The sequence below is a fragment of the Cupriavidus sp. MPR-AND1C genome, assembly GCF_058809705.1.
Genome location: NZ_JBXASU010000007.1, coordinates 59,098 through 78,940 on the forward strand (window position 1 = coordinate 59,098; position 19,843 = coordinate 78,940).

Here is a 19,843-nt window from a genome sequence, read left to right on the forward strand (position 1 = left end):
TCAATCTCTGATGCGATCCCAGATCGGTGCGGAAATGCACTTCGCTTGGTGTGCTGACGCGCCTTATGCTTTCCTGATCCATCCGATGCGGTGCCGCTCCTGCGTGGCCTCGTGCCGCGCATCCTCTTCGCTGTGCAGATAGCCGCTCGTCGTCGACAGCGAGCTGTGCCCAAAGTTGTCGCGCACATAACGCAGGTCGACCTGCTGGTCGGTCATATGCGAGCCGGCGGTGTGGCGCAGCCAGTGGGCCGAGGCGCTGGCCAGCACCGCGGCCTGCGCCCCCCACTCGGGCCCGCGCGCCCGCAGGCGCTCCGCGGCCATGCCAAACACCTCTTTCAGGATCAGGTGCAGCGCGCCGCGTGACAGGGGTTTCTCGCCACCCTCTCTGCCAATCACCGGCAGCACCAGTGGCCGCGTCTCCCCGAACTGCGGGGTAGGCGGCAGGTCGTGGGCGCGACGGTAGCGCGCGAGTTCGGCAATCAGTTCGTCGGTCGCCGGCACCAGCCGGGTCTTGTTGCCTTTGCCGGTCACCTCGAGCCACCAGCGCTCGATGCCCTGGCCATCGCGCCGGCAGAAGAACGCGCCCATGGGGGTCGCCGTCAGCTCGGAGGCGCGCAGGCCGCCCAGATAGAGCACGGTCAGCACCCACCGGCAGCGCGCGGCGTGCCGGCGTTCCCGCGCGGTCTCGGTCGGCATGGCCGCGACGGTGTCTTTGACCGTTTCCCACAGGTCGTGGCTCAGATAGCGGGTGATGCGCGCTCGGGTGGGGGCGCGCCGGCGGCGGGCGAGGGCAAGCGGGTTGCCGGCCAGGTAGCCCGCCTCGGTCAGCCAGGCGAACAGCGCGTTCAGGATCACCATCGCGTGGCGCACGCTGGACGGCGACAGCGGCCCGGCAAACGGGCGCCAGTCGGGGTGGCCGCGTGCAAGCTTCTTGCTGCCGGCCAGCACCCAGCGCGCGGCGGGTTGCGGATCGGCGAGGAAGCGCTCGTAGGCGAGCAGGTCTTCGTGCGTCAGCGAGGACAAGGGCTTGCCCACCTGGAGCACGGTCCACAGGATCAGCCGCTCCACCTCGCGGCGATAAGTGGTGAGCGTCGCGGTGCTGTCGGCATAGCGCGCGAGCCAGGCGGTGACGGCGGCCAGGTCGTCGGCCGCGGCGATCCGCGTGGCGCTGGCGGGCGCGCGGTTGCTGCCGGCCGCGCCGGACAGCGCCGGGGTCAGGCGCAGGCGCTCCAGCGGGGTGGGAAGCGGGGCGGCCAGGCCATCCAAAGGTTTAATCGGGAGCAGTTCCATGGTGTATCGGCCTAAGCGTCGGTTTGCACAAATTTGTTCCCGCTGGTCGCACGCCAGCAAGCCGATTGCAGGGCGATGGTAACAATATTGCGTCGAGAAACGCTGCAAGAAATTGTTCCCCCAGCCGACACTTGAAGCAATTTTGTACCTTCCCCCAACGCATCGGTCCGTCGTCAGCCTTCACCCCGCCGACGGCGCGGGGCGATCCGATGGACGGGATTCAGCTGCGCAAAGCGATGACGTTCGCCGTCAGGCGTGCCACGCAAGCTAGCCGAGTCACGCCGCGCCTGCCGCCGGTGCGTGCGCTCCAGCGCGCCAGCCAGGCGTGCCCATGGGGGTCGGGAACAAAATTCTGCAAAAAGAGGGCACAAATTTATGCATACCGACAGGGGCAGCGTGGGGAGGCGATTCGAGCCAATATTATAGACATAAGCGCACTTATGTCTAAACTTTTACACGAATCTTGTTATCCACTACGTATTACGTAGTAATATTTAACTCTGAATGTCCAAAAAGGTGCTCGACCATGACGCCAGACGCTGTAGATCCCCTTCGCCTCGAAGCCGAGGTCGAGCAGTTGCGGCACCTTCACGCCGACACGCGCACGCTCTACCGCGAGGTGTGCGGGCTGCTGTTCTTTCGCTACGGCATCACGCCCACCACCAACAAGCTCTATCAACTGGTGCGCAAGGGCAGCATGGGCACGCCGGCCCAGGCGCTGCAGCAGTTCTGGCAAGACCTGCGCGCCCGTTCGCGGGTCACGATTGACCATCCCGATCTCCCCGACAGCCTGAAGCAGGTGGCTGCCGACGCCGTCCAGACCATCTGGCGCGCCGCCGGCGAAGCCGTCTTGGCCGAACTCGCCGCGACGCGCCAAGACATAGAGGCGCAGGAGCAAGTCGTCGCGGCCGAGCGGGATGCCGCGCAGATGGCTTTCGCCGACGCTCAAGCCGCGCTCACCGCGCTCGAGCGCGAGCGCGAGGCGTTGCGGGCTGAATGCCGCCAGTTGCAGGAGCAGGTGGCGCAGGCGCGCGGCGCCGAAGCAGCCGCATCGACGCACCGGGAGGCCTTGCAGAGCGAACTGCTGGCGGCGCGCGAGCAGGCGGGCGCCGCGCGCAGTGATTTCCTGGCGGAGCTGGAGCGCATGCGCGAGCAACTCGAAGCGATGGAGGCGCGCGGGGACGCTGCCGTGCGGCGTGCCCAACTGGAATTGGACCAGGAACGCACGGCGCGGCGCCAGAGTGACCGGGGACTCGATGCGGCGCGGGTGGAGGTGGATCGCTTGCGCGACATGCAGCGGCAGGAAGCGGTGGCCGCGGCCGAAGCGCTGGGTAGTTGGCAAGCCCAGGCGCAGGCGGCGCAGGTACGTTGCGCGGCGCTGCAGGACGCGCAGGAGAGCGGACAGCAACAACTGGGTGCCGCCCAGGAGGCCTTGGCAGAAATGACCCGGCGGGCCGAGCGTGCCGAGACTGAACGGGACCTGTCGCGCGAGTTGCTGGGCAATTGGCGCGACGGCGCCAAGGTGCGATCCGGGGCACGGCGCAAGGCCGCCGCCTAACCGCTTCGAGCCACCGCCCATGCACGCGCCCCATGAGATTGCCCGCGCCGACGCCATTCGCTGGGTGCGTATCAAGATGGCGCAATCGGGCCTGACACTGGCCGATTTATTGGCGGCCGGCTGTTTCGCGCCCACAGCGGCACGGCCACGCTACCGCAAAATGCCGAGGGGCAAACCTGGGATGGGCGAGGGGAGCGTCCCGACTGGTTTCAGCGGGCCATCAACGCCGGACAGCAGCCGGAATTCTTTCAGATCGACTGAGGAATCTGCGCCAAACGCCCCTGGCTCAATGACGCGGGGCGCGCTTGCGCGGGGGCGTCACGTCTGGCACGCGAAACAGTTCCGCGACCGGGACTTCCAGGGCGAGCGCCAGCCGTTCAATGACGTCGATCGACAAATTGCGGGCCGCCCTTTCGACGTGTGCCAGAAACGAACGGTCCATGTCCGCTTGCCAGGCCAGATCTTCCTGCGTCCATGCATAGGCCGCGCGCAGTCGCCGAATATTCAGGGCGAGCAATTCACGAGCGGAGGGCTGATGGACACGGGACATGCGTCCATATTGCGGACCGTTCCCTTATCTGTCAGTGGTCGTTGAGTCACAATATTTTCCTGCTATATAAGCTCGCCGTTTCCATGAAAGACAAGGCTTTCCGAACATATTCTTGCGTCAAGGTCTTCTCATTCTGTAGTCGTTGAGACACAATGCCGCCTTTGCAGCGGCCCTTAACCAAGGGCTTCGCGCGGCGTCACACTGCTGCGCACACCGATCGCCGCCCCGCGCGCATAGCACCGAGAGGGCCTGCCGCCGAACGGCGGATCTGGGGCGGCAGGCACGAGCGGCTACGCATTGCCCTGCGTCAGCGCAACGACACGATGCACGATGATTTTGTTTCTGGACTACGACGGTGTTCTGCACCCCGATGCGGCCTATCTGGTCAATGGCCGGCCTCAATTGCGTGCGGCAGGCTCGCTGTTCATGTGGGCGCCGATTCTCGTGGAAGCTCTCGCCCCCTATCCCCAGGTCCAGATTGTTCTCTCCACGTCGTGGGTGCGCGTGCTCAAGAGCTTCAGCCGAACCCAAGCCTATCTGCCCGCTGCGTTGCAGGCGCGCGTGATCGGCGCTACTTGGCATTCGGCCATGGCGCGACACCATGAGGGTGCGCACCGCATCGACGCGAGCTGGTTCAGCGAACTCACGCGGTATGCCCAGATCGCGCGATACGTTGCGCGATCTGGGCTGCGGGCCGAACATTGGCTGGCCATCGACGACGACAGCGAGGGCTGGCCCGTCGCGCTGCGCGACCACTTGGTCGAGACGGATGGGGCGCTGGGGCTTGCGAGCGCGTCGACACGGTGCGACCTGACCCAGCGACTGCAGGGGATGGCCGCAAGCACGCTCAGCGGGAAGTGAACACCATGCTACGCGTGACCGTGGAACTCATTCCAGACGGACAGGAAGACTGCCGCCGAACACTTGGGCAGCTTGAGATCGAGAACATCGCGGGCGATTCGCTGGTGACCGGTGCCTACCGAATCGTCATGGACGAGTTCGATGCGCGGGGCCCGGGGCCGCGCACAACGTTCCGGACCATCGCATCGCTAGACAATGTGGAACGGGACCTCGTTCGCCCAATGCAATTGGTCGGCATGGCGCTTAGCGTCGTGGCACCGGTTAAGCGCACGATGCATCGTTCGGAGGACGTGCCGCAGGGCACCGTGCTATCGCGCGAGTCGATCTAAGACGGTTTCGAGTTGCTGGGAGGGGTACCATGGCTGAAAAATTTGTATTCCGAGACCTGGCGTTTCGCGCGGGTGCACACCTATGGTCCAACCCCAAACTGCGCGGCACCCCGGCGGAAATCCCTATCATCCTCGCGCGTCCGACCCTGTTTGATGTGGTCCAACTCGCCCAACGCTACCCGCTGGAAACGTTGTACCGGGCGAATCGCCGGCTCCGGGCGACCCGGGAGATTTCCGAGCGCCAGTTTCTTCGCACGCAGGAGATTCTGCGCAACATCCAACGCGCAAAGAATGATGGTGCGCTCAGTTGCGAAGATTGCGTGACGGCGGTGACCGTAGGTTACGAAGATCCTCCGAGGGAGGAACGAACGTCGACACCAGCGCAACGACACTGCGCATTGGCGAATTGGTTGCCGGGCGGACTGCAAACCATCAAATCTGAACCCGAAGAATACATCCGCCTTGACGACGTGCCGTCGGAGTTCACGGTGCCTCTCCGTCGATGGCTACGGTGGCAACTCGATTGCGCGCCGGGCCAGTCGTCGGGGTGGCTGATCGATACGCCTGACGGCCAGGGTCTCTCACACGGCGGATGGTGCGCTTTCCTGTCCTGGCTAACCGACGCCTTGCTTTGTCGATTAGATCAAATCGAAGTTGGTATGTGACGAGCATCGCTCCGCCGCCGCTTCGACAACTTTCATGTAGCCGTCCGATGCAAAACTCTCTCGTTGTTCTTTCCCTTCCGGGCGCGTGGGTCTCCCGTGCCGAATTTCTATCCGCGCTAAGTTCTCAAGCGCCAAAGTATCGTCTTGTTGACGGCATGCTCACGGATTTGCACACGGGGGAGAGCGTCCTCATCGAGTTTCGGAAAGGACGTCGTAGGAATACCGTGCTGGATTTTTGGTGTTTTGGTCTGCACTGGCACGACACCAGCGAGATGCGTGCAGTGAGGCAGCACGCGTCGTGCGTCATTATCAAGGGCGCGGGGGGCAGTTTGCATCGGATGATGCATCTGATGGCTGCGGCAAGCGCTGTGGTTCAAGCTGGGGCGCTGGGTGTGCTCGTCGAGCACGTCGGCATTGCCCATACGCCGCAAAAATGGCTGGACTTCGCGAGCGAGGGCGTCGATGGGATTCTTCGGGCGTTTGTCGTGACGGTCGATGGGGCCGGCAGCGGTGCCTATAGTTGCGGTATGCATAATTTTGGGATGAAGGAAGTCAGTGCCCCGGCCGAAATCCCAAACTGTGCGAATGTTGTCGGAATCATTACCCGGCATTTGTTGGTGAAGGGCGCGAGCATTGCCCGCGGACAAACTATCGCCATCGGCGGGAAGGCAGACCGGTATCAATTTTGGGATGTGCGATCTGCGGTGGCTCCCGATGGGGCCGTATTCGACCACCAAATTGGCACGTGGAAGCTGCTGCGTGCCGAGGCCATCCATTAGAGTTCGAGGCAGCGCTGTGGACTGACGAGAACGGCCGTAGGAGGCGCCCTTCACCGACGTCAAATGCCGCCGTCCCGTACGACACTCTTGGTCGCTCATCATTCATGCGCCGAGAGTCCAGTTCGTGACTGAAAGGCGGTGCAACTCCCAACAGTCCCGGAAATCGATGTGTTTTACCGCTTTGTAAGCAGGACGGAAAATCAGCGTTCATGAACACTGGGCCGGGCAGTTAAGCGCTTAGCGGTCTCCTCCCCGAAGTCATTGTCGGGTGCTGATTCCGGGAGCCCGGCGAACGAAATCGTGGTTCGCAATTTGATCAAACATGAATTTGGCCAAGTCTTCACGGGCGACCGTCAGCGAATGCTTGGCGTGACCATACAAGCCGACGTTGAGTTGCTCCGCGGCGTGGCGATTCTTCAATACAGCCGCTCGAACCATTGTCCAATCAAGCGACGAGATACGGATCGCTCTTGCAAGTCCGATCATATCTTCGTAAGCACTTGGCATCGCGAACTTGATGATTGCGGCAGGCAGCCAGATCTTGAGGTCGAAATCATCGCCAGGATCAGCGGCTGTCCCGGTCGAGACCGCGATGAACCGCTTCACCTGCTCGCGTTCCATCGCTGAGATGATTGCCCGGGTCGCCGTAGTGATTGGCATACCTTTCGGGTGTGGCTGCCTGGCAGGGCCCAGCGCCGAAAGCACCGCATCTGATCCACGGATTGCGTCTCGCAACAAGTCAATATCGGTAAACTCGCCTCGGACAATCTGCACATTGGCGTTCTCAAACTTACTGCTGGAACGTGCAAAGACGGTGAGTTCGAAGCCGCGCTGCAGGCCCTCGTTTACAAGGGATGGCCCGGTTTTCCCGGTCGCTCCGAAAAGGGTAACTTTCATCTCTCTCTCAATTGCCGCTTCACAGCCTCAGGTGCTAGTGGCCCGATCAAATTTGATAGCATTGCATACGTGTTCGAACCACGGACAGTTGCTCCGAGCTATCGAGCGCTGTCGATGATCGAGCCGCCGTCGGGGGTAAGGCTGTATCCGGTCAAAAACTGGGCATCCTTACTCGCCAAGAACAGGACGACAGGCGCAATATCGTCTTCCGGCGAACCATAGCGGCCGAGCGGGTTGGTCGGCGGAGGGACGTTGGTTTCCGGACCCCATGTCTCGGCCACCGGCAGTACATTATTCACCGTGATCTTGTCGGGGCCCCACTCACGGGCAGCGGTGCGGGTGAGAGCGCGCACTGCCTCTTTGGCCATGTTGTACGGACCATATCCCACCAAGCCCAGGACACCAGCCATTGAGCCGAAGTTGATGACACGTCCTTCACCGCTCGCCTTGAGGTAGGGGTACGCCGCCTGCATCGTCCGCAGATACGCAATCGGTCCCATCTCGAAATTGCGCTGCAACTGTTCCGTCGACAGATCGGTAATGGAAGAGAACGGCGCGGATGAGTCGAAGGCATTGTTGACGAGGATGTCGATCCCGCCATAGGTAGCGACGACTTTATCCACCGCTGCCTTAATCTCGCCGGCATTGGCGATGTCGCAAAGCGCGCCGATTGCCGTTCCGCCATCAGCGCGAATGTCGGCAACGACCGCATCCACATTGGCCAGGGTGCGCGAAAGAACGGCCACTTTGGCGCCTTCTGCGGCAAACAGTTTTGCGATGCCGCGGCTGGCACCAGTGATGATCGCGACTTTTCCGTTGAGTCGAGCCATGGTTGATCTCCGTTAGTTGAGGGATGTTTGGCGCTCCGCAAATGGAGCGTAGGGGGACGGGGTCTCGCGAGCGATGTTCTGTGTTGCGAACGACGAAACGAGCAGCACAACGCCGACTACCGCAGGCAGCGCACCTCTCAGTTCACGGACGCCAAGGTGAGCCAAACCAGACAGCAGCAGGTGATAAAACATGCCGGCGTAGGCCAGGTCGCTTAGCGGCGCGCTGACGCGCGCCAAAATGGCGGCCACGCCCAGGAGCTTTACCGCAGTGAGAAACGGTACGAGATAGCCGGGATAGCCAAGGTCTGTAAGTGCCTGGACAACCCAAGCCCGTTTGGCTAAATACATCGTCGCGGAAGCGAGATAGAGCAAGGAGAGCAGCGCCGTGCTGATCCAGTACACGTAACTTTGAGTCATGAGGTTTCCTAAAGCTGGGGGATTGCATCGACACGCAACAGAATGTCGTCTAAGCTAAAAGTCAGCAAGTAGGATGAAAAACTGGTGGTTAGTATGGAAAAGAAGACTAATGGCGGCGATGAGATCAACATGCACGAGGAAATGCGCCGGGCATTTGCGCTACTGTCGGGAAAGTGGAAGCTGGAAATCATGTGGCTGCTCAACCAGCGGATCTATCGCTTTGGGGAACTGCGCAAGGCCATACCGGGGATCACTCAGCACATGTTGACGGCACAGCTTCGTGAATTGGAGGCGGATGGCCTAATATCGCGCACGGTGTTTGCTGAGGTGCCGCCGCGCGTCGAGTACGAGATCACGGCAAAGGCGCGCGGCTTGGGGGCCACGATGGAGGCGCTGACAGCGTGGTGGAATGAGTATGGGAGAAGTGTGCCGGCGAAGCCGACGTCGCGCGGGCGCAGGGCAAAGGGGAGTTAGCGCATCCGGCATGAGACTGCGTTTGCCCCGGCACCGGTTCGCATCACGCTCGCCAAGCGCAGGGGTGAGCATCGTCAACCCGCTAGTGAGGGAGAGTCTTAACGTGCCAGGAATTACACAAACTCCCGTCAACGGCGACCTGGAGTTCTCGTGCTTCGCATTGCGCGCCCCCATACGCCGGCACAACATGCAGTCAGAGGGCTATACCGCTGCTTGCCGTTGACCATCCCCAGCGACGAGCGGCTCAGAGCCGCAGCGGGCTCAATGAAAGCCGTAATCGATCAGTTGCCTGCCCGCGACGAAGCGCCCATCGTTGGAGGGTGCGCCGAGAACCACAGCGAAAACACGTCGCATCGCTTTGCCCTTGGCCACCGAGCGCTTTGCCGTGACCGCCAGGCAATAGCCTGCCTTGGCAGTATGGCCCGTCTTCAGGCCATCGATAGTTGGATCGTCCAGCAGCCGATTCTTGTTGTGTCTGGTGAAGCTGCCATAGCTGAAATCCCGCTGAGCGGAGAAGGCCAGGTAGACCGGAAAATCCTCCGTCAAGCGCACCGACAGGTGGGCAATGTCTCGGGCAGTCGAGTAGTGGTTTGGCGTGGTAATGCCGGAAGGGGTGGCGAAGTGACTGGCACTCAGCCCTAGACGATTGGCGTAATCGTTCATTTTCCCTAGAAATGCGTCCTCCGACCCGGCGACCGTACGGGCCAGGACCATTGCCGCATCGTTTGCTGAGACAACAATGAGACCCGTCAGTAGGTCCTGAATGCTGATGATCTGGCCGGCCTGGAGGCGCATGGTTGCCTCGTCGCCGCCCACATGAGCAAGGTCGCTGGCCTCCACACGCACCAACTGTTCCCACTTGATCGTGCTCGCCTTCAGGGCGTCAAGCACGACGTAGGCTGTCATCATTTTAGTTAGCGACGCGGGCTGTAGACGCTCGTCAGCATTCTTCTCGAGCATGACGCGATGCGAGCCGCTGTCGAGCAAAATGTAAGAGCGTGCTGCAATCTGTGGAGCCTGCGCGGCCGTTGCGGGGAGGGGGAGGGCGCCGAAAGCAAATGCCGAGGCGGCAAGAAAACGAGTGAAGCGCAAAAAAGGCATCAATGAACTGTCGTGCGTGGGCCGAGGCGTGAGGCCGCCTCGAGGAGAGCATTGTGTCACCCGCGCATAAGGGGGTATGGACATCCACCTCAGAACTTGATGCCCATGGACATCCGCCATCGTGGTCACCTAGTCAACTTCCCCACATTCCTTTTGTCTATCCGCCCTGAGACGGCGAGAAATCGCTCCCCCAGCAATGAGCGTTATTGCCCCGGCTACAAGCGAACGACGCGCATCTGACCCCGAACACCGTCAGGTGTCGACGTTTTCACTTTCAAAAAATGAAACTAGGGCAAGCCGGCATCGCCGGCGCGTCAGGCGTTCGAGTGTGTGCAACTTCGGAACCGCCGATAGGCGGCTGTCCACACCCTTGTGGTGTGGGCAGCGAAGTTGTGCACACGGGGAAGCGCTGAGCCCGAGTCGCGGGGCACATGAGAGCGTTCCGGAGCCAGCTCGTTTTCTGTGGTGCTATTTGATGAGACCTTCGGGGAGCATTGTTGCAACCAGTTGCCTAAGGCGCTTACGCTCGGAATTTGATATGCGACTCCACGCCAGCACTATTTCTGCGAGGTCTTCGTCTTCGCAATAAAAATATGCCGCTGGCACACGCAGCACCTTCGCCAACTTCAAAGCGATTTCAAACGGCGGTTCGTGCACGCCTGTTTCGTAACGGCTAATTCGCGCGCTCGCTGTATGTTCATCAAGTCCAATTTGGACGCCCAGTTTGTCTTGTGGAATATCCTCGTCGCGCCGGGCGGTCCGAAGCCGGCGGCCAAATAGAGACGCTGGCTGCTGTTTTTTCATTCTACGAATATCGTAGAAATCGCTTGTTGAATCTCTACGTAATTCGTAGAATCGATGATGCTACCGACCAACGTCGACGGACCGACTCTCAGCTTTGCTGAGGTCACTCCAACAAATACGTCCCTCAAAAAATGCAGCTAATGCCAAACTCAACCTTTAAAACTCTTGTTGGCCGGTGTCATGCTATTCACTGACAGCAGTTGGGAAGAGCTACATCCCATAAAGAAGAGGCTCATGCAGCCACTTCTTGCGTGGCGCTGCGTTGGATGGACGGACCTCACGCCGAACTTCTTTGTCGTGGCCTCCTCTCGCGGTGCGGACTGCGCGGCCCCGGATGGTTGGGTGGTGGACGGTGCCGAAGCGCTGATTCAATTGGTACTGCAACTTGGCGATGTTAGCTTTTCGGTTCACTTGTTGGCTCGTAGTGAGGATGACGCTTCCGTCACGCTCTGCCGAGTAAGCGGGTTGTGGCAGGAGGCAGAGGGAAACGATAAGGGTGTCGTGAACTACTGGTATTCGACCGCCGACGGAGAAACGAGACGGTGTTCGCCTGTCGCATTCGGTACGCGTGTTGAGAGACCACGGCTGGTGAAAGTATTGAGCTTCGAAAACGGGTGAGCACGTGCGAGATTCGAAATCTGCGGCGGCCTGCAGAACGCGCTTATCCGTGAAGGCCGGCGCAGTCTGGAGACCATGCGGGCTCAAACGCTCTCGCTTAAGTAAGGAATGACCATGCCGCGCTCTACGCGTGCTACAGAAAACGAAACATCGCTCGATGAGGAATGGGTGGACCACATCTTCCATCGCGCCGTGATTGCAGCCATCTTGTTCGACCCGAAGGTCGCTGAAACACTGCTTGAAATCCCTGATGCGGCGCTTGGTCGGCTCTTCAAGAATCATCTTTGCAAGGCCGTTGGCCAGGCCACGGTCTACGGCATCGATTTCCCCGCGCTTTGCGAGGAGGAAGATAGGCTTCGCGAGCGCGTTAGAGCTGAGTCGAAGCAGGCGCTAGAAAATAGGCGCTCCCGTAGGTACCACAATGCGAACCCGGAGCGCTACCCTCTCGTGCTTCAAGGCAAAGTGCTCCGAATGCATGACTTCCGCATCTCGGCAGGCCTCACGGAAAAGAAACTGGCTAAGCTTGTTGAATCGCAGCGAGTATTTCGCGTCTACTTTGGTCCCGAAGCCTTTTACCCAGCGTTCTTCCTCTCGACGACGATTTTTCGCGACGACTTCAGAAAGGTCATACGTGGTCTCGGCAAAGTCGACCCATGGTCTATGTTCGACTTCTTCACGACCGCGATTGAGGCGTTGGGTGGGGCTACACCGCTTCAACGACTATCCGCGGGGGATGTTAAGCCGGTAGTGCAAGAAGCCAAGACCGCCGCCGAACAATATGCCCGACTGTTTCCATAGGTGACCAATATTTCGTACCTCTGCTGGCCATGAAAGAACTTTTGAACTCCACTTTCAACGACTCCGACACTTCTGGTCGTGCCGGCAGTCGGGTTCGCTCTCAGCCTAGTCGGAGTTTCGTTTCGACGCTTGCCTACCGCGGAGCGCGCCAACCGCCCCTCAGAATCAGCGGAAGAAGAGATGAACTCTGATAGCCGTATCGACCTTGAGACTGCGCTTCGCAAGTTCCACGAATTGGGCTTAGAGGACGGGGACCTAGGATATGCCTACTGGTATGAAGTCGGACAGCTACTGAAACGAGCGGCAGGCATGCAAGCGCGAATAGAAGAGCTCAGCAAGGAGTTGGAACAGTGTCGCGCCGCGCGGCGGAAAGCGGATTGAAACGAACGTAGCGCCGCAGTGCCTGTGAGCTAGCCTGGATTAACTTAGGCGCGTGAGGCCGGTTGCTTTGAGAAAGGGTGACCCAAAATGTCGACGAACGCGAAGATTCCACCGCCGCCTGACGCCGACGATTTCATGTCCACCGCCGAAGCCGCGAAGCTGCTATTCGTTTCCCGTCCACATGTCGTGAAGCTGCTCAAGCAAGGCAAACTCAAGCTTCACCATAAAACTCGGAACAACCAGTTTCTAACGAAGGCATCAGTGCTAGCTTATCAGGCGCATCAGGATGCTGCGGTAAAAGCCTACAAAGCTTCGGCAGCTGACGAATAAGCTGAATCTAATAAAGCGTAGTGGTGTCTGAATCGCAAGATGATAATGTTCAGGTGGGCGGGCGATAAATATGGAGGCCGTACGATAGTCGGTTCAGGCAACTGCCGCCGCGATGGAGTAGCGCCGGACGCGAGGAGGCTTCGATGAAGGAAGGAATCGGTGTGGAAGAACGATTGTTCAGAAAATCGGACAAGCCGTCTGAGGACATGAGTTGCAACTGGCACTACAAGAAGTCCCCGCGCTACAACGACTTCGCATCTACCGATGCATCTGGGAAATGGTGCATCTTTGTGAGCCCCGCCGACGTGGACCAAGAATGGAACAAAATCAGCGGCGCTATCGAGAGCAACCAGTTAATGTGCGCCAAGGTATCCACCGCTCTGCGCAGCATTGGTCGCGATGGGCACGTCATCTGTGTCTACACGCGAGACTGGGCAGATAGGCAGGACCTCATGCGCGCACGCGAAGTGCTGCAGTCGCTGGGCTTCGTGAAAGAACTCGGCTACAAGCGTGACATTGATACACGGAACAGGATTTACGGCTCTGGTGAGTGGTACCTACGTGTATAGCCAGCCGTTGCAATCTAGTTCGAGAACCGATGTGTCCCATATGGAAGGTGAGAAGCGGTGTCGAAGCTTGTTGTTGTGGAAGTCGGCGCCGGCAGAGCGTTACCGACGGTACGACGCTTCAGCGAACGGTTCTCGTCGCAGAGGCTCATTCGAATCAACCTTCGGGAACCGAGCACGAAACCGTCGCATGGAGTCGGTTTAGAGGGCGCCGCCGCTGCGACGCTCAAAATGCTTGACGCTCAGTTGTGAGTCTTCGTAAATCACATTCAACCGCGTAGTGCGGCCACACCTTGGCAACTCGGTTCGGGCTCCGCCGAGCGAACTCGCGCGCAGGGCGACGACATGCGAGGCGTGTCGGATGGTCACACCGACCCGGCAGCTGCCACAGTTAGAGAGAGCGAGATGACAGACCGACATGTGCCTGATGATTTTCCGAGGCAACCGGACCCCGGTTCTGTAACCGGGGTTCAACCAAAACTTCTCGTTCGCGAAGTCGACGGACGCTATCAAAGCAGTCTCACTGAAGAACAACGGTGGGTACGCTATGACGCGTGCGAGGACCTTGCTAGTCAGCTAGCCGCGTACGCATCGCGAAAGATTACTACCTCCGGTCTGTCGTCAGACGTGGCGTTGACTCGCGCCGAGAGAGGCGTGAGATTGAAGGTCGACGCTGGCGAATGGGACTTCTCCCAACGTGAGGTGGCTTGGGTCATGAAGCGCACGCGGCAACTGCTACAGGGTGCGACCGATGACTAGCGAACGCGCCGAGAAAACAAGCACAGCATCTCGCCCGAAAGCGCGCGCTCGGTCAGTCGGTGACATACGCCACCCATATTTCTGCCGGCTCCAGGTGGACTCGTATCAACGCTCGAAGGCGTGTGTGAAGTCAAGTCATGCCGACGAACTTGAACATAAGAATCATCGTGCCGTGACAACGCCGTCTCTCTGGTCTCTCACTCACGTAGCGCGAGGGCTGAAAGGAGTTGGTCGCCCGTGTTGAAGACAGTAGCCCAAGCCTTTTTCTGTCGTAATTGCGGCGCCACTGGTCTTAAGTTTTCGGCGCAATCGATGGACATAGACTTCGATGGCATTTGTGGTTACGTCCTCTCCATGTCGGGAAAGTTCAGACGCGAGTTGGTCCTTTGTTACCACGCGACCGGCCCGCGTGGCGAATATTTCGAGAACCTCTATCTCTCGCGACGTCAAATCCAAAATCTGTCGACGGACCGTCGCTGTACGGCCGATGAGGTCGAACGATAGATTGCCGACCGTCACCTCTTCGGCCGGACACCTTGCTCCTCGCCTGATTAACGCACGAACACGTGCAAGCAACTCCGGGATTGAGAACGGCTTTGCCATGAAGGCGTCTGCGCCGCGGTCCAGTGCGTCGACTCTACGCTCGATAGTATCGACCACGCTGAGGGCGAGCACGGGCAGCTTTGACTCGCGACAGCGCAGTCTTGACAAAACCTGTGCTCCGCTTATGCCTTCGACATCCAAGTCCAGTATGAGCAGGTCGAAGGATTTGGCTCGCAACGCAGTGTCAGCGAGATTTCCGGTAGCGACTCTGTCGACCGCGTAGCCCGACAGCCGAAGTGCTTCTCGCACGACTTCTGCAATTTCATTGTCGCCGTCGGTAATCAGAACTCGCATAGAGACCCTTCGAACCTACTTAAGGCTACCCCTGGATGAAGGCGCAGCCCCCTTCGAACCTGCGCGTTTTAAGGCCGTCGAAATGCTCGCGCGACCGTGTTCAGCATGACATTCAGACTTGAGTGACAAACTTCGTGGTGAGATACCCGTCGAAAGTCTCAGTGCCACCTTCGCTACCCATCCCACTGTCTTTGATTCCACCAAACGGAGTTTCAGGCAGTGCCATGCCAGCGTGATTAATATTCACCATGCCCGCTTCAAGCTCAGTCGCGAGTCGATGTGCCGACCGGGTGCGCTCCGTGAATGCAAACGCCGCGAGTCCAAAAGGCAAACTGTTGGCCCGTGCGATTGCTTCATCCAATGTATCGAACTTCGCAAGCGGCGCGATAGGCCCAAATGGCTCCTTCTGCATGAGGTCGGCTGTGTCGTCGAGATTGTCCACCAAGGTTGGCGCAAAAAAGCTGCCGCCAAGCTCGGGGGCGAACCCGCCCGTTAGAACGTTCCCACCTCGCGCTTTCGCATCAGCAACGAACCGCTCCATTTCCTTGACTCGTCGAGCGTGAGCAAGCGGTCCCATCGTGGTTGAAGAGTCGATGCCAGGACCCAACCTGGCGGTTTCGAACGCCTCAATCATCTGGTCTCGAAACTTTGTATAGATGCCCGACTGAACGAAGAGTCGCGTAGGTGCGACACACACCTGGCCCGCGTTGCGCAGTTTCATCCGCATTGTCACTTGTACCGCCGAATCCACGTCCGCATCGTCACAGACAATCACTGGGGCATGCCCACCAAGCTCCATGGTTGCCCGCTTCATATGATGCCCAGCGAGCGCTGCTAGCTTTTTGCCCACATCGACGGAGCCAGTAAATGAGACCTTCCGGACCAACGGATGTTGAATGAGAAAGTCCGATACCTCGTGTGGAACACCCCAAACGATGTTCAGGACACCGGGCGGCAATCCAGCGTCGTGAAAAAGTTTCGCCAGCGCCACAATTGCACTGGGAGAATCTTCCGGCCCTTTGAGAACGATGGCGCACCCTGCACCAATAGCAGCTGTGATTTTTCTTATCGCCTGATTGAATGGGAAGTTCCATGGCGTGAACGCGACGCAAACTCCCACAGGCTCGCGCACGACTATCTGCCGGACGGCTGTGTCTCGCGGAGGAATGACACGTCCATAGATGCGGCGGCATTCTTCCGCGTGCCAATCTGCGTGGTCAGCACATGTGACCACTTCGGCGCGGGCTTCCGCAAGAGGTTTGCCTTGGTCCAAGGTAATGGCTTGCGCAATATCGTCAGCACGTTCCCGAGCAAGCGATGCTGCACGACGCAATATTTCTGAGCGTTGGAGTGGCGAGCTTTTCCGCCATTTCAGGAAAGCCGATTGGGATGTAGCTACGGCATGCGCTAGGTCTGCAATCGTTGCGTGAGGCAAACGTCCCAACACCTCACGTGTGGCCGGATTGGTGACGTCTTCTGATTTACGCTGTCCACCGACGCCAATAAATTCACCATTGATGTAAAGAAATAGCTCGGGATACACAGATGCTCCTGGAGAGTAACGCCGTTTTTGAAATGAGCCTGCCGATACGGTCGCTCACGCGAACGACGAGGACATCGGCCGGAAAGCCGTGTCCTCGCCTTCGTGGCTCGTGGGGATTTGCGGAGGAGCAGACTTGATAACCGGGCGACGACTACGAAAGCTGACGACGGCGGTTCACTCCATCCTCCGTTTGATGCTCGAGGTTTGACCGTACCGCTCGGCGGCCGATGATGAATGCGCACAATGACGACATAACACCTGAACCCGCGACGTAGGCACAAACGAGCCAAGGGCTTCCGCCCGCGAGGGTCACAAGTACCGTCGCAATGATTGGAGTGAGACCGCCAGCCGTGACGCTCGAAAACTGATAAACGAACGAGATGCCTGTGTACCGCACCTTGGCGTCAAACAACTCGCACAGGAAGACCGCGACAGTGCCATAGACTGCAGCGTAGAAGACACCGTAGGGAATCGCGATGGCGGCCCACAGCAACATTGTGTTACCCGCCGCATGCGTGAACACCCAGAACGCTGGATAGACCGATGCTGCAGTGATGAGCGCAGCGAAAGCGTAGAGACGCGGACGGCCCACAAAGTCCGAGATACGTCCGAAAATTGGGATAAATATGGTCAGAACAACGCCGCCAATCATCACCCCAATGAGCGCTTCATTCCGGCTGATACCGATATGACTCGTCAGATAGCTGATGGTGAAGACGCTGAAGATGTTGAAGAACACCCCATCGATGTGTCGCGCACCCAGACCAAGCAGCATGTTGCCCGGGAAACGCTTGCACATATCCAGGAACGGTACCTTCGTCTCGCTGTGGCTGCTCTTGACCTTCGCGAACTCGGGCGTTTCCATCACGTTGAGCCGAATCCAAAGACCAAACATCACGAAGATAAAAGACAGTCCAAACGCGAGTCGCCAGCCCCACGCCATAAACTGAGCGTCGGTCAACAGCGCGGACAGCGAGGCGATAATGGCAGCGGACAGTAGCACACCAACTGAAAGTCCAATCTGCGGCAGGCTCGCATAGAACCCTTTGCTTTCACGAGGAGCGTATTCATACGCCATGAGGACCGCGCCACCCCATTCACCACCGAGTCCAATCCCTTGGATGACCCGGAAAAGAAGAAGAAGACCGGGGGCCCAATAACCAATCATGTTGTAGGTTGGTACAAGCCCGATTGCGACGGTCGAGAGCCCCATAATCATCAAAGTGATGACCAGCATGCTCTTGCGCCCGACTTTGTCACCGAAGTGACCGAAGACTATCCCGCCGAACGGCCGAGCAACGAATCCGACGGCGAACGTTGCGTAAGCGAGAAGTGTCGATGTCGCAGCATCCCCAGGAGGGAAATACAACTTGTTGATGACGAGGCTTGCGACGACTCCGTAAAGGAAAAAGTCGTACCATTCTATGATGGCGCCGATGACGCTCGCAGCTGCAACGCGCCGCAGGGCTTTCTTGTCCGTGCTCATGATGTCTCCACTTCATGAAAATGTTGTCGCGCATCGATGTACGCGTTCTGCTCGGTGAAGCGTCGCCGTTGCGACGCTTTGTCTACAAGTTGGCAAGGCTCGTCAGCTGTGCTGCGCCTCCTGTTTGCTGAGCCCTACAATCTTCTCGGACCCAATCACGTGTGAAGTTTCGACTCGCCGGCGGTCGCCCTTCAGAATCATGTCGGCCGCTTTTTCGGCAATCATCACCGTGGGGATATTTGTGTTCCCAGATATGAGAGTCGGCATGATTGAGCAGTCAATGACACGCAGGCCTTCGACACCCCTAACGCGCAATTCACCGTCAACCACCGCCATAGGGTCGTCGGCCGAGCCCATTTTTGCCGTGCCGGACGGATGGAAAATCGTTGTCCCGTATTCCCGGCAGAACTGCAGGATTTCATCGTCCGTGCGTACGTTCGGGCCAGGTCGATATTCGCGCTTCATATACGCCGCCATCGGTTCTGTCGCCGCGACCTTGCGCGCGAACTTCACGCCGGCGACCGTCGTGCGTCGGTCGGTTTCAGTCGAGAGGTAGTTGCACTGAATACGCGGTGGCTCCAACGCCTCGAGGGAGCGAATCCGCACGAAGCCGCGAGATTCTGGGCGAAGCTGGCAAATCGAGTATGTGCAACCGGGGAAGTCGTGAACTTCTCCCGCCGTGCTATCCGCGGACAAAGCTGCGAAGTGAAACTGAATATCGGGAGTCGCGTTCTCGTCTGGCAACGCGCGGCAAAACATTCCGCCATGATTAATGCCGACCGCCAGAGGGCCACTGCGGCGCAAAAGCCATTGCAGCCCCATCTTCGCGCGACCGGTCAAGCTACGAACCGCATCATTGGTGGTAATCGGTTTGGTCACTTCGTACATCAATCGAACCTGCAGGTGGTCCTGGAGATTTTCGCCCACACCTGGTGAGACATGCACAGGCTTGATGCCGAACTCAGAGAGCAAAGCTGCAGGGCCAACGCCCGAAAGTTGCAATAGCTGTGGGGACTGGATGGCACCGGCACAGAGCAGGACTTCGCGCGTCGCTTTGACCTCGAGAGTTCGACCGTCTCGCACGTACCGAACGCCTGTGGCCCGTTTCCCCTCGAACAACACCTTGGTTGCTTGTGCAAGAGTCTCGATATGGAGGTTGGCTCGGCTCTTCGCCGGCTTCAGATACCCGACCGCGGTCGAGCAGCGGAAGCCGTTCTTTGTGCTGACCTGGAAATAACCTACTCCCTCTTGACGGCCATCATTGAAATCATTCGTGCGGGGTACGCCCAGGCGTTCAGACGCTCCAATGAAAGCGTCGACCAGTTCATGCTCCGGTGGAACGCTAGTCGCATGCATCGGGCCGCTATCGCCGCGGGTTGCTGACGCGCCTAGGTCGTTGGTCTCGAGCTTGCGAAAGTACGGTAGCACGTCGTCCCAACCCCAGCCGGGGTTGCCGAGGTCACGCCATTCGTCGTAGTCACGCTTTTGGCCGCGGATGTAGATAAGGCCGTTAATCGAACTGCTTCCGCCAAGTGTTCGGCCACGCGGTTGATAGATTTTGCGATTCGCGAGTTCCGGTTCAGGCTCGGTGTAGAAACGCCAGTTGTATTTCGGGTGTTGCATCGTCTTCGCATATCCGATGGGAATGTGAATCCACGGATACCGGTCTTTCGGGCCGGCTTCGAGAAGGCAAACGGTATATTTTCCGCTTTCGCTCAGGCGATTTGCGAGAACTGAACCGGCCGAGCCAGCGCCGACGATGACGTAGTCGAATGTTTGCATGCTGCCGTGTCTCCTGATTTCTATCGCGCTTTGGGGAGCGCCTTGCATTTGCAACTTGTATGCAGATGTCTTACCATATTGATACAACGGCACTTTTGGCGGTGCAAGCGAAAACGCGGTTGACTCTG

The 19,843-nt window shown here is 59.0% G+C and carries 22 protein-coding genes; 11 read left to right on the forward strand and 11 right to left on the reverse strand.

Annotated elements, in window-relative coordinates; all coding sequences use genetic code 11:
- Positions 1–63 precede the first annotated feature (63 nt).
- Positions 64–1,290 carry a tyrosine-type recombinase/integrase gene (locus AC1RWI_RS06570; protein WP_043355303.1) on the reverse strand — a complete coding sequence of 409 codons (1,227 nt, stop codon included), beginning with the start codon at positions 1,288–1,290 and terminating at the stop codon, positions 64–66.
- 526 nt (positions 1,291–1,816) lie between these two features.
- Between AC1RWI_RS06570 and AC1RWI_RS06575 the strand changes: the two genes are divergently transcribed.
- Together AC1RWI_RS06575 and AC1RWI_RS06580 are read left to right on the forward strand one after the other, a co-directional pair.
- Positions 1,817–2,848: a DNA-binding protein gene (locus tag AC1RWI_RS06575; protein WP_043358190.1), complete on the forward strand. Its 1,032-nt coding sequence runs from the start codon at positions 1,817–1,819 to the stop codon at positions 2,846–2,848.
- A 120-nt stretch (positions 2,849–2,968) separates the two neighbouring features.
- Positions 2,969–3,109, forward strand: a complete 141-nt coding sequence (locus tag AC1RWI_RS06580; protein WP_370459387.1) for an H-NS family nucleoid-associated regulatory protein — start codon at positions 2,969–2,971, stop codon at positions 3,107–3,109.
- Positions 3,110–3,134: 25 nt separating this feature from the next.
- Here AC1RWI_RS06580 and AC1RWI_RS06585 read toward each other — a convergent pair whose 3' ends face one another.
- Positions 3,135–3,398, reverse strand: coding sequence for a helix-turn-helix domain-containing protein (locus AC1RWI_RS06585; protein ID WP_043355301.1), 264 nt, complete (start codon positions 3,396–3,398; stop codon positions 3,135–3,137).
- 330 nt (positions 3,399–3,728) lie between these two features.
- On the opposite strand from AC1RWI_RS06585, the gene AC1RWI_RS06590 reads away from it, so the two are divergent.
- The 4 genes from AC1RWI_RS06590 to AC1RWI_RS06605 are packed head-to-tail and all read left to right on the forward strand — an operon-like array spanning position 3,729 to position 6,032.
- A complete protein-coding gene (locus tag AC1RWI_RS06590; RefSeq protein ID WP_043355300.1) occupies positions 3,729–4,259 on the forward strand; it encodes an HAD domain-containing protein in 531 nt (176 codons plus the stop codon).
- A gap of 5 nt (positions 4,260–4,264) precedes the next feature.
- Complete coding sequence (locus AC1RWI_RS06595; RefSeq protein ID WP_066735635.1) at positions 4,265–4,588, forward strand: hypothetical protein; 324 nt, start codon at positions 4,265–4,267, stop codon at positions 4,586–4,588.
- A gap of 29 nt (positions 4,589–4,617) precedes the next feature.
- Complete coding sequence (locus AC1RWI_RS06600) at positions 4,618–5,253, forward strand: hypothetical protein (RefSeq protein ID WP_043355296.1); 636 nt, start codon at positions 4,618–4,620, stop codon at positions 5,251–5,253.
- A 47-nt stretch (positions 5,254–5,300) separates the two neighbouring features.
- The gene (locus tag AC1RWI_RS06605) at positions 5,301–6,032 is read left to right on the forward strand and encodes a hypothetical protein (RefSeq protein ID WP_066735637.1); all 732 of its coding nucleotides are present in this window, start codon (positions 5,301–5,303) and stop codon (positions 6,030–6,032) included.
- Between the two features lie 258 nt (positions 6,033–6,290).
- Here AC1RWI_RS06605 and AC1RWI_RS06610 read toward each other — a convergent pair whose 3' ends face one another.
- The 3 genes from AC1RWI_RS06610 to AC1RWI_RS06620 form a co-directional block, all read right to left on the reverse strand.
- Positions 6,291–6,929 carry an NAD(P)-dependent oxidoreductase gene (locus tag AC1RWI_RS06610; RefSeq protein WP_043355292.1) on the reverse strand — a complete coding sequence of 213 codons (639 nt, stop codon included), beginning with the start codon at positions 6,927–6,929 and terminating at the stop codon, positions 6,291–6,293.
- A gap of 98 nt (positions 6,930–7,027) precedes the next feature.
- The gene (locus AC1RWI_RS06615) at positions 7,028–7,759 is read right to left on the reverse strand and encodes an SDR family NAD(P)-dependent oxidoreductase (protein ID WP_043355291.1); all 732 of its coding nucleotides are present in this window, start codon (positions 7,757–7,759) and stop codon (positions 7,028–7,030) included.
- Between the two features lie 12 nt (positions 7,760–7,771).
- Positions 7,772–8,176: a DoxX family protein gene (locus AC1RWI_RS06620; RefSeq protein WP_043355290.1), complete on the reverse strand. Its 405-nt coding sequence runs from the start codon at positions 8,174–8,176 to the stop codon at positions 7,772–7,774.
- A 93-nt stretch (positions 8,177–8,269) separates the two neighbouring features.
- Between AC1RWI_RS06620 and AC1RWI_RS06625 the strand changes: the two genes are divergently transcribed.
- Complete coding sequence (locus AC1RWI_RS06625; RefSeq protein WP_043355288.1) at positions 8,270–8,650, forward strand: winged helix-turn-helix transcriptional regulator; 381 nt, start codon at positions 8,270–8,272, stop codon at positions 8,648–8,650.
- 261 nt (positions 8,651–8,911) lie between these two features.
- Here the strand turns inward: AC1RWI_RS06625 and AC1RWI_RS06630 are convergent, their stop codons facing one another.
- Both AC1RWI_RS06630 and AC1RWI_RS06635 read right to left on the reverse strand, forming a co-directional pair.
- On the reverse strand, positions 8,912–9,751 hold the full coding sequence (locus tag AC1RWI_RS06630; protein WP_052495066.1) for a D-alanyl-D-alanine carboxypeptidase family protein: 840 nt from the start codon (positions 9,749–9,751) through the stop codon (positions 8,912–8,914).
- A 468-nt stretch (positions 9,752–10,219) separates the two neighbouring features.
- On the reverse strand, positions 10,220–10,555 hold the full coding sequence (locus AC1RWI_RS06635; protein WP_082055155.1) for a helix-turn-helix domain-containing protein: 336 nt from the start codon (positions 10,553–10,555) through the stop codon (positions 10,220–10,222).
- Between the two features lie 234 nt (positions 10,556–10,789).
- Between AC1RWI_RS06635 and AC1RWI_RS06640 the strand changes: the two genes are divergently transcribed.
- From AC1RWI_RS06640 to AC1RWI_RS06655, 4 genes are all read left to right on the forward strand, one after another.
- Positions 10,790–11,173, forward strand: coding sequence for a hypothetical protein (locus AC1RWI_RS06640; protein WP_124684270.1), 384 nt, complete (start codon positions 10,790–10,792; stop codon positions 11,171–11,173).
- A gap of 114 nt (positions 11,174–11,287) precedes the next feature.
- Positions 11,288–11,971 (forward strand): hypothetical protein, encoded by a 684-nt coding sequence (locus AC1RWI_RS06645; protein WP_043355286.1) that lies wholly within the window; start codon positions 11,288–11,290, stop codon positions 11,969–11,971.
- Between the two features lie 468 nt (positions 11,972–12,439).
- Positions 12,440–12,682 (forward strand): excisionase family DNA-binding protein, encoded by a 243-nt coding sequence (locus AC1RWI_RS06650; protein ID WP_043355281.1) that lies wholly within the window; start codon positions 12,440–12,442, stop codon positions 12,680–12,682.
- 143 nt (positions 12,683–12,825) lie between these two features.
- A complete protein-coding gene (locus AC1RWI_RS06655; RefSeq protein ID WP_052495065.1) occupies positions 12,826–13,251 on the forward strand; it encodes a putative phosphothreonine lyase domain-containing protein in 426 nt (141 codons plus the stop codon).
- 957 nt (positions 13,252–14,208) lie between these two features.
- On the opposite strand, the gene AC1RWI_RS06660 is transcribed toward AC1RWI_RS06655, so the two are convergent.
- From AC1RWI_RS06660 to AC1RWI_RS06675, 4 genes are all read right to left on the reverse strand, one after another.
- A complete protein-coding gene (locus AC1RWI_RS06660) occupies positions 14,209–14,904 on the reverse strand; it encodes a response regulator transcription factor (protein ID WP_082055154.1) in 696 nt (231 codons plus the stop codon).
- Positions 14,905–15,016: 112 nt separating this feature from the next.
- A complete protein-coding gene (locus tag AC1RWI_RS06665) occupies positions 15,017–16,447 on the reverse strand; it encodes an NAD-dependent succinate-semialdehyde dehydrogenase (protein WP_043355278.1) in 1,431 nt (476 codons plus the stop codon).
- Positions 16,448–16,598: 151 nt separating this feature from the next.
- The gene (locus tag AC1RWI_RS06670; RefSeq protein ID WP_172966118.1) at positions 16,599–17,936 is read right to left on the reverse strand and encodes an MFS transporter; all 1,338 of its coding nucleotides are present in this window, start codon (positions 17,934–17,936) and stop codon (positions 16,599–16,601) included.
- 99 nt (positions 17,937–18,035) lie between these two features.
- Entirely contained in the window at positions 18,036–19,715 is a 1,680-nt protein-coding gene (locus tag AC1RWI_RS06675; RefSeq protein ID WP_082055153.1) for a GMC family oxidoreductase, read from the reverse strand.
- Positions 19,716–19,843: the final 128 nt, after the last annotated feature.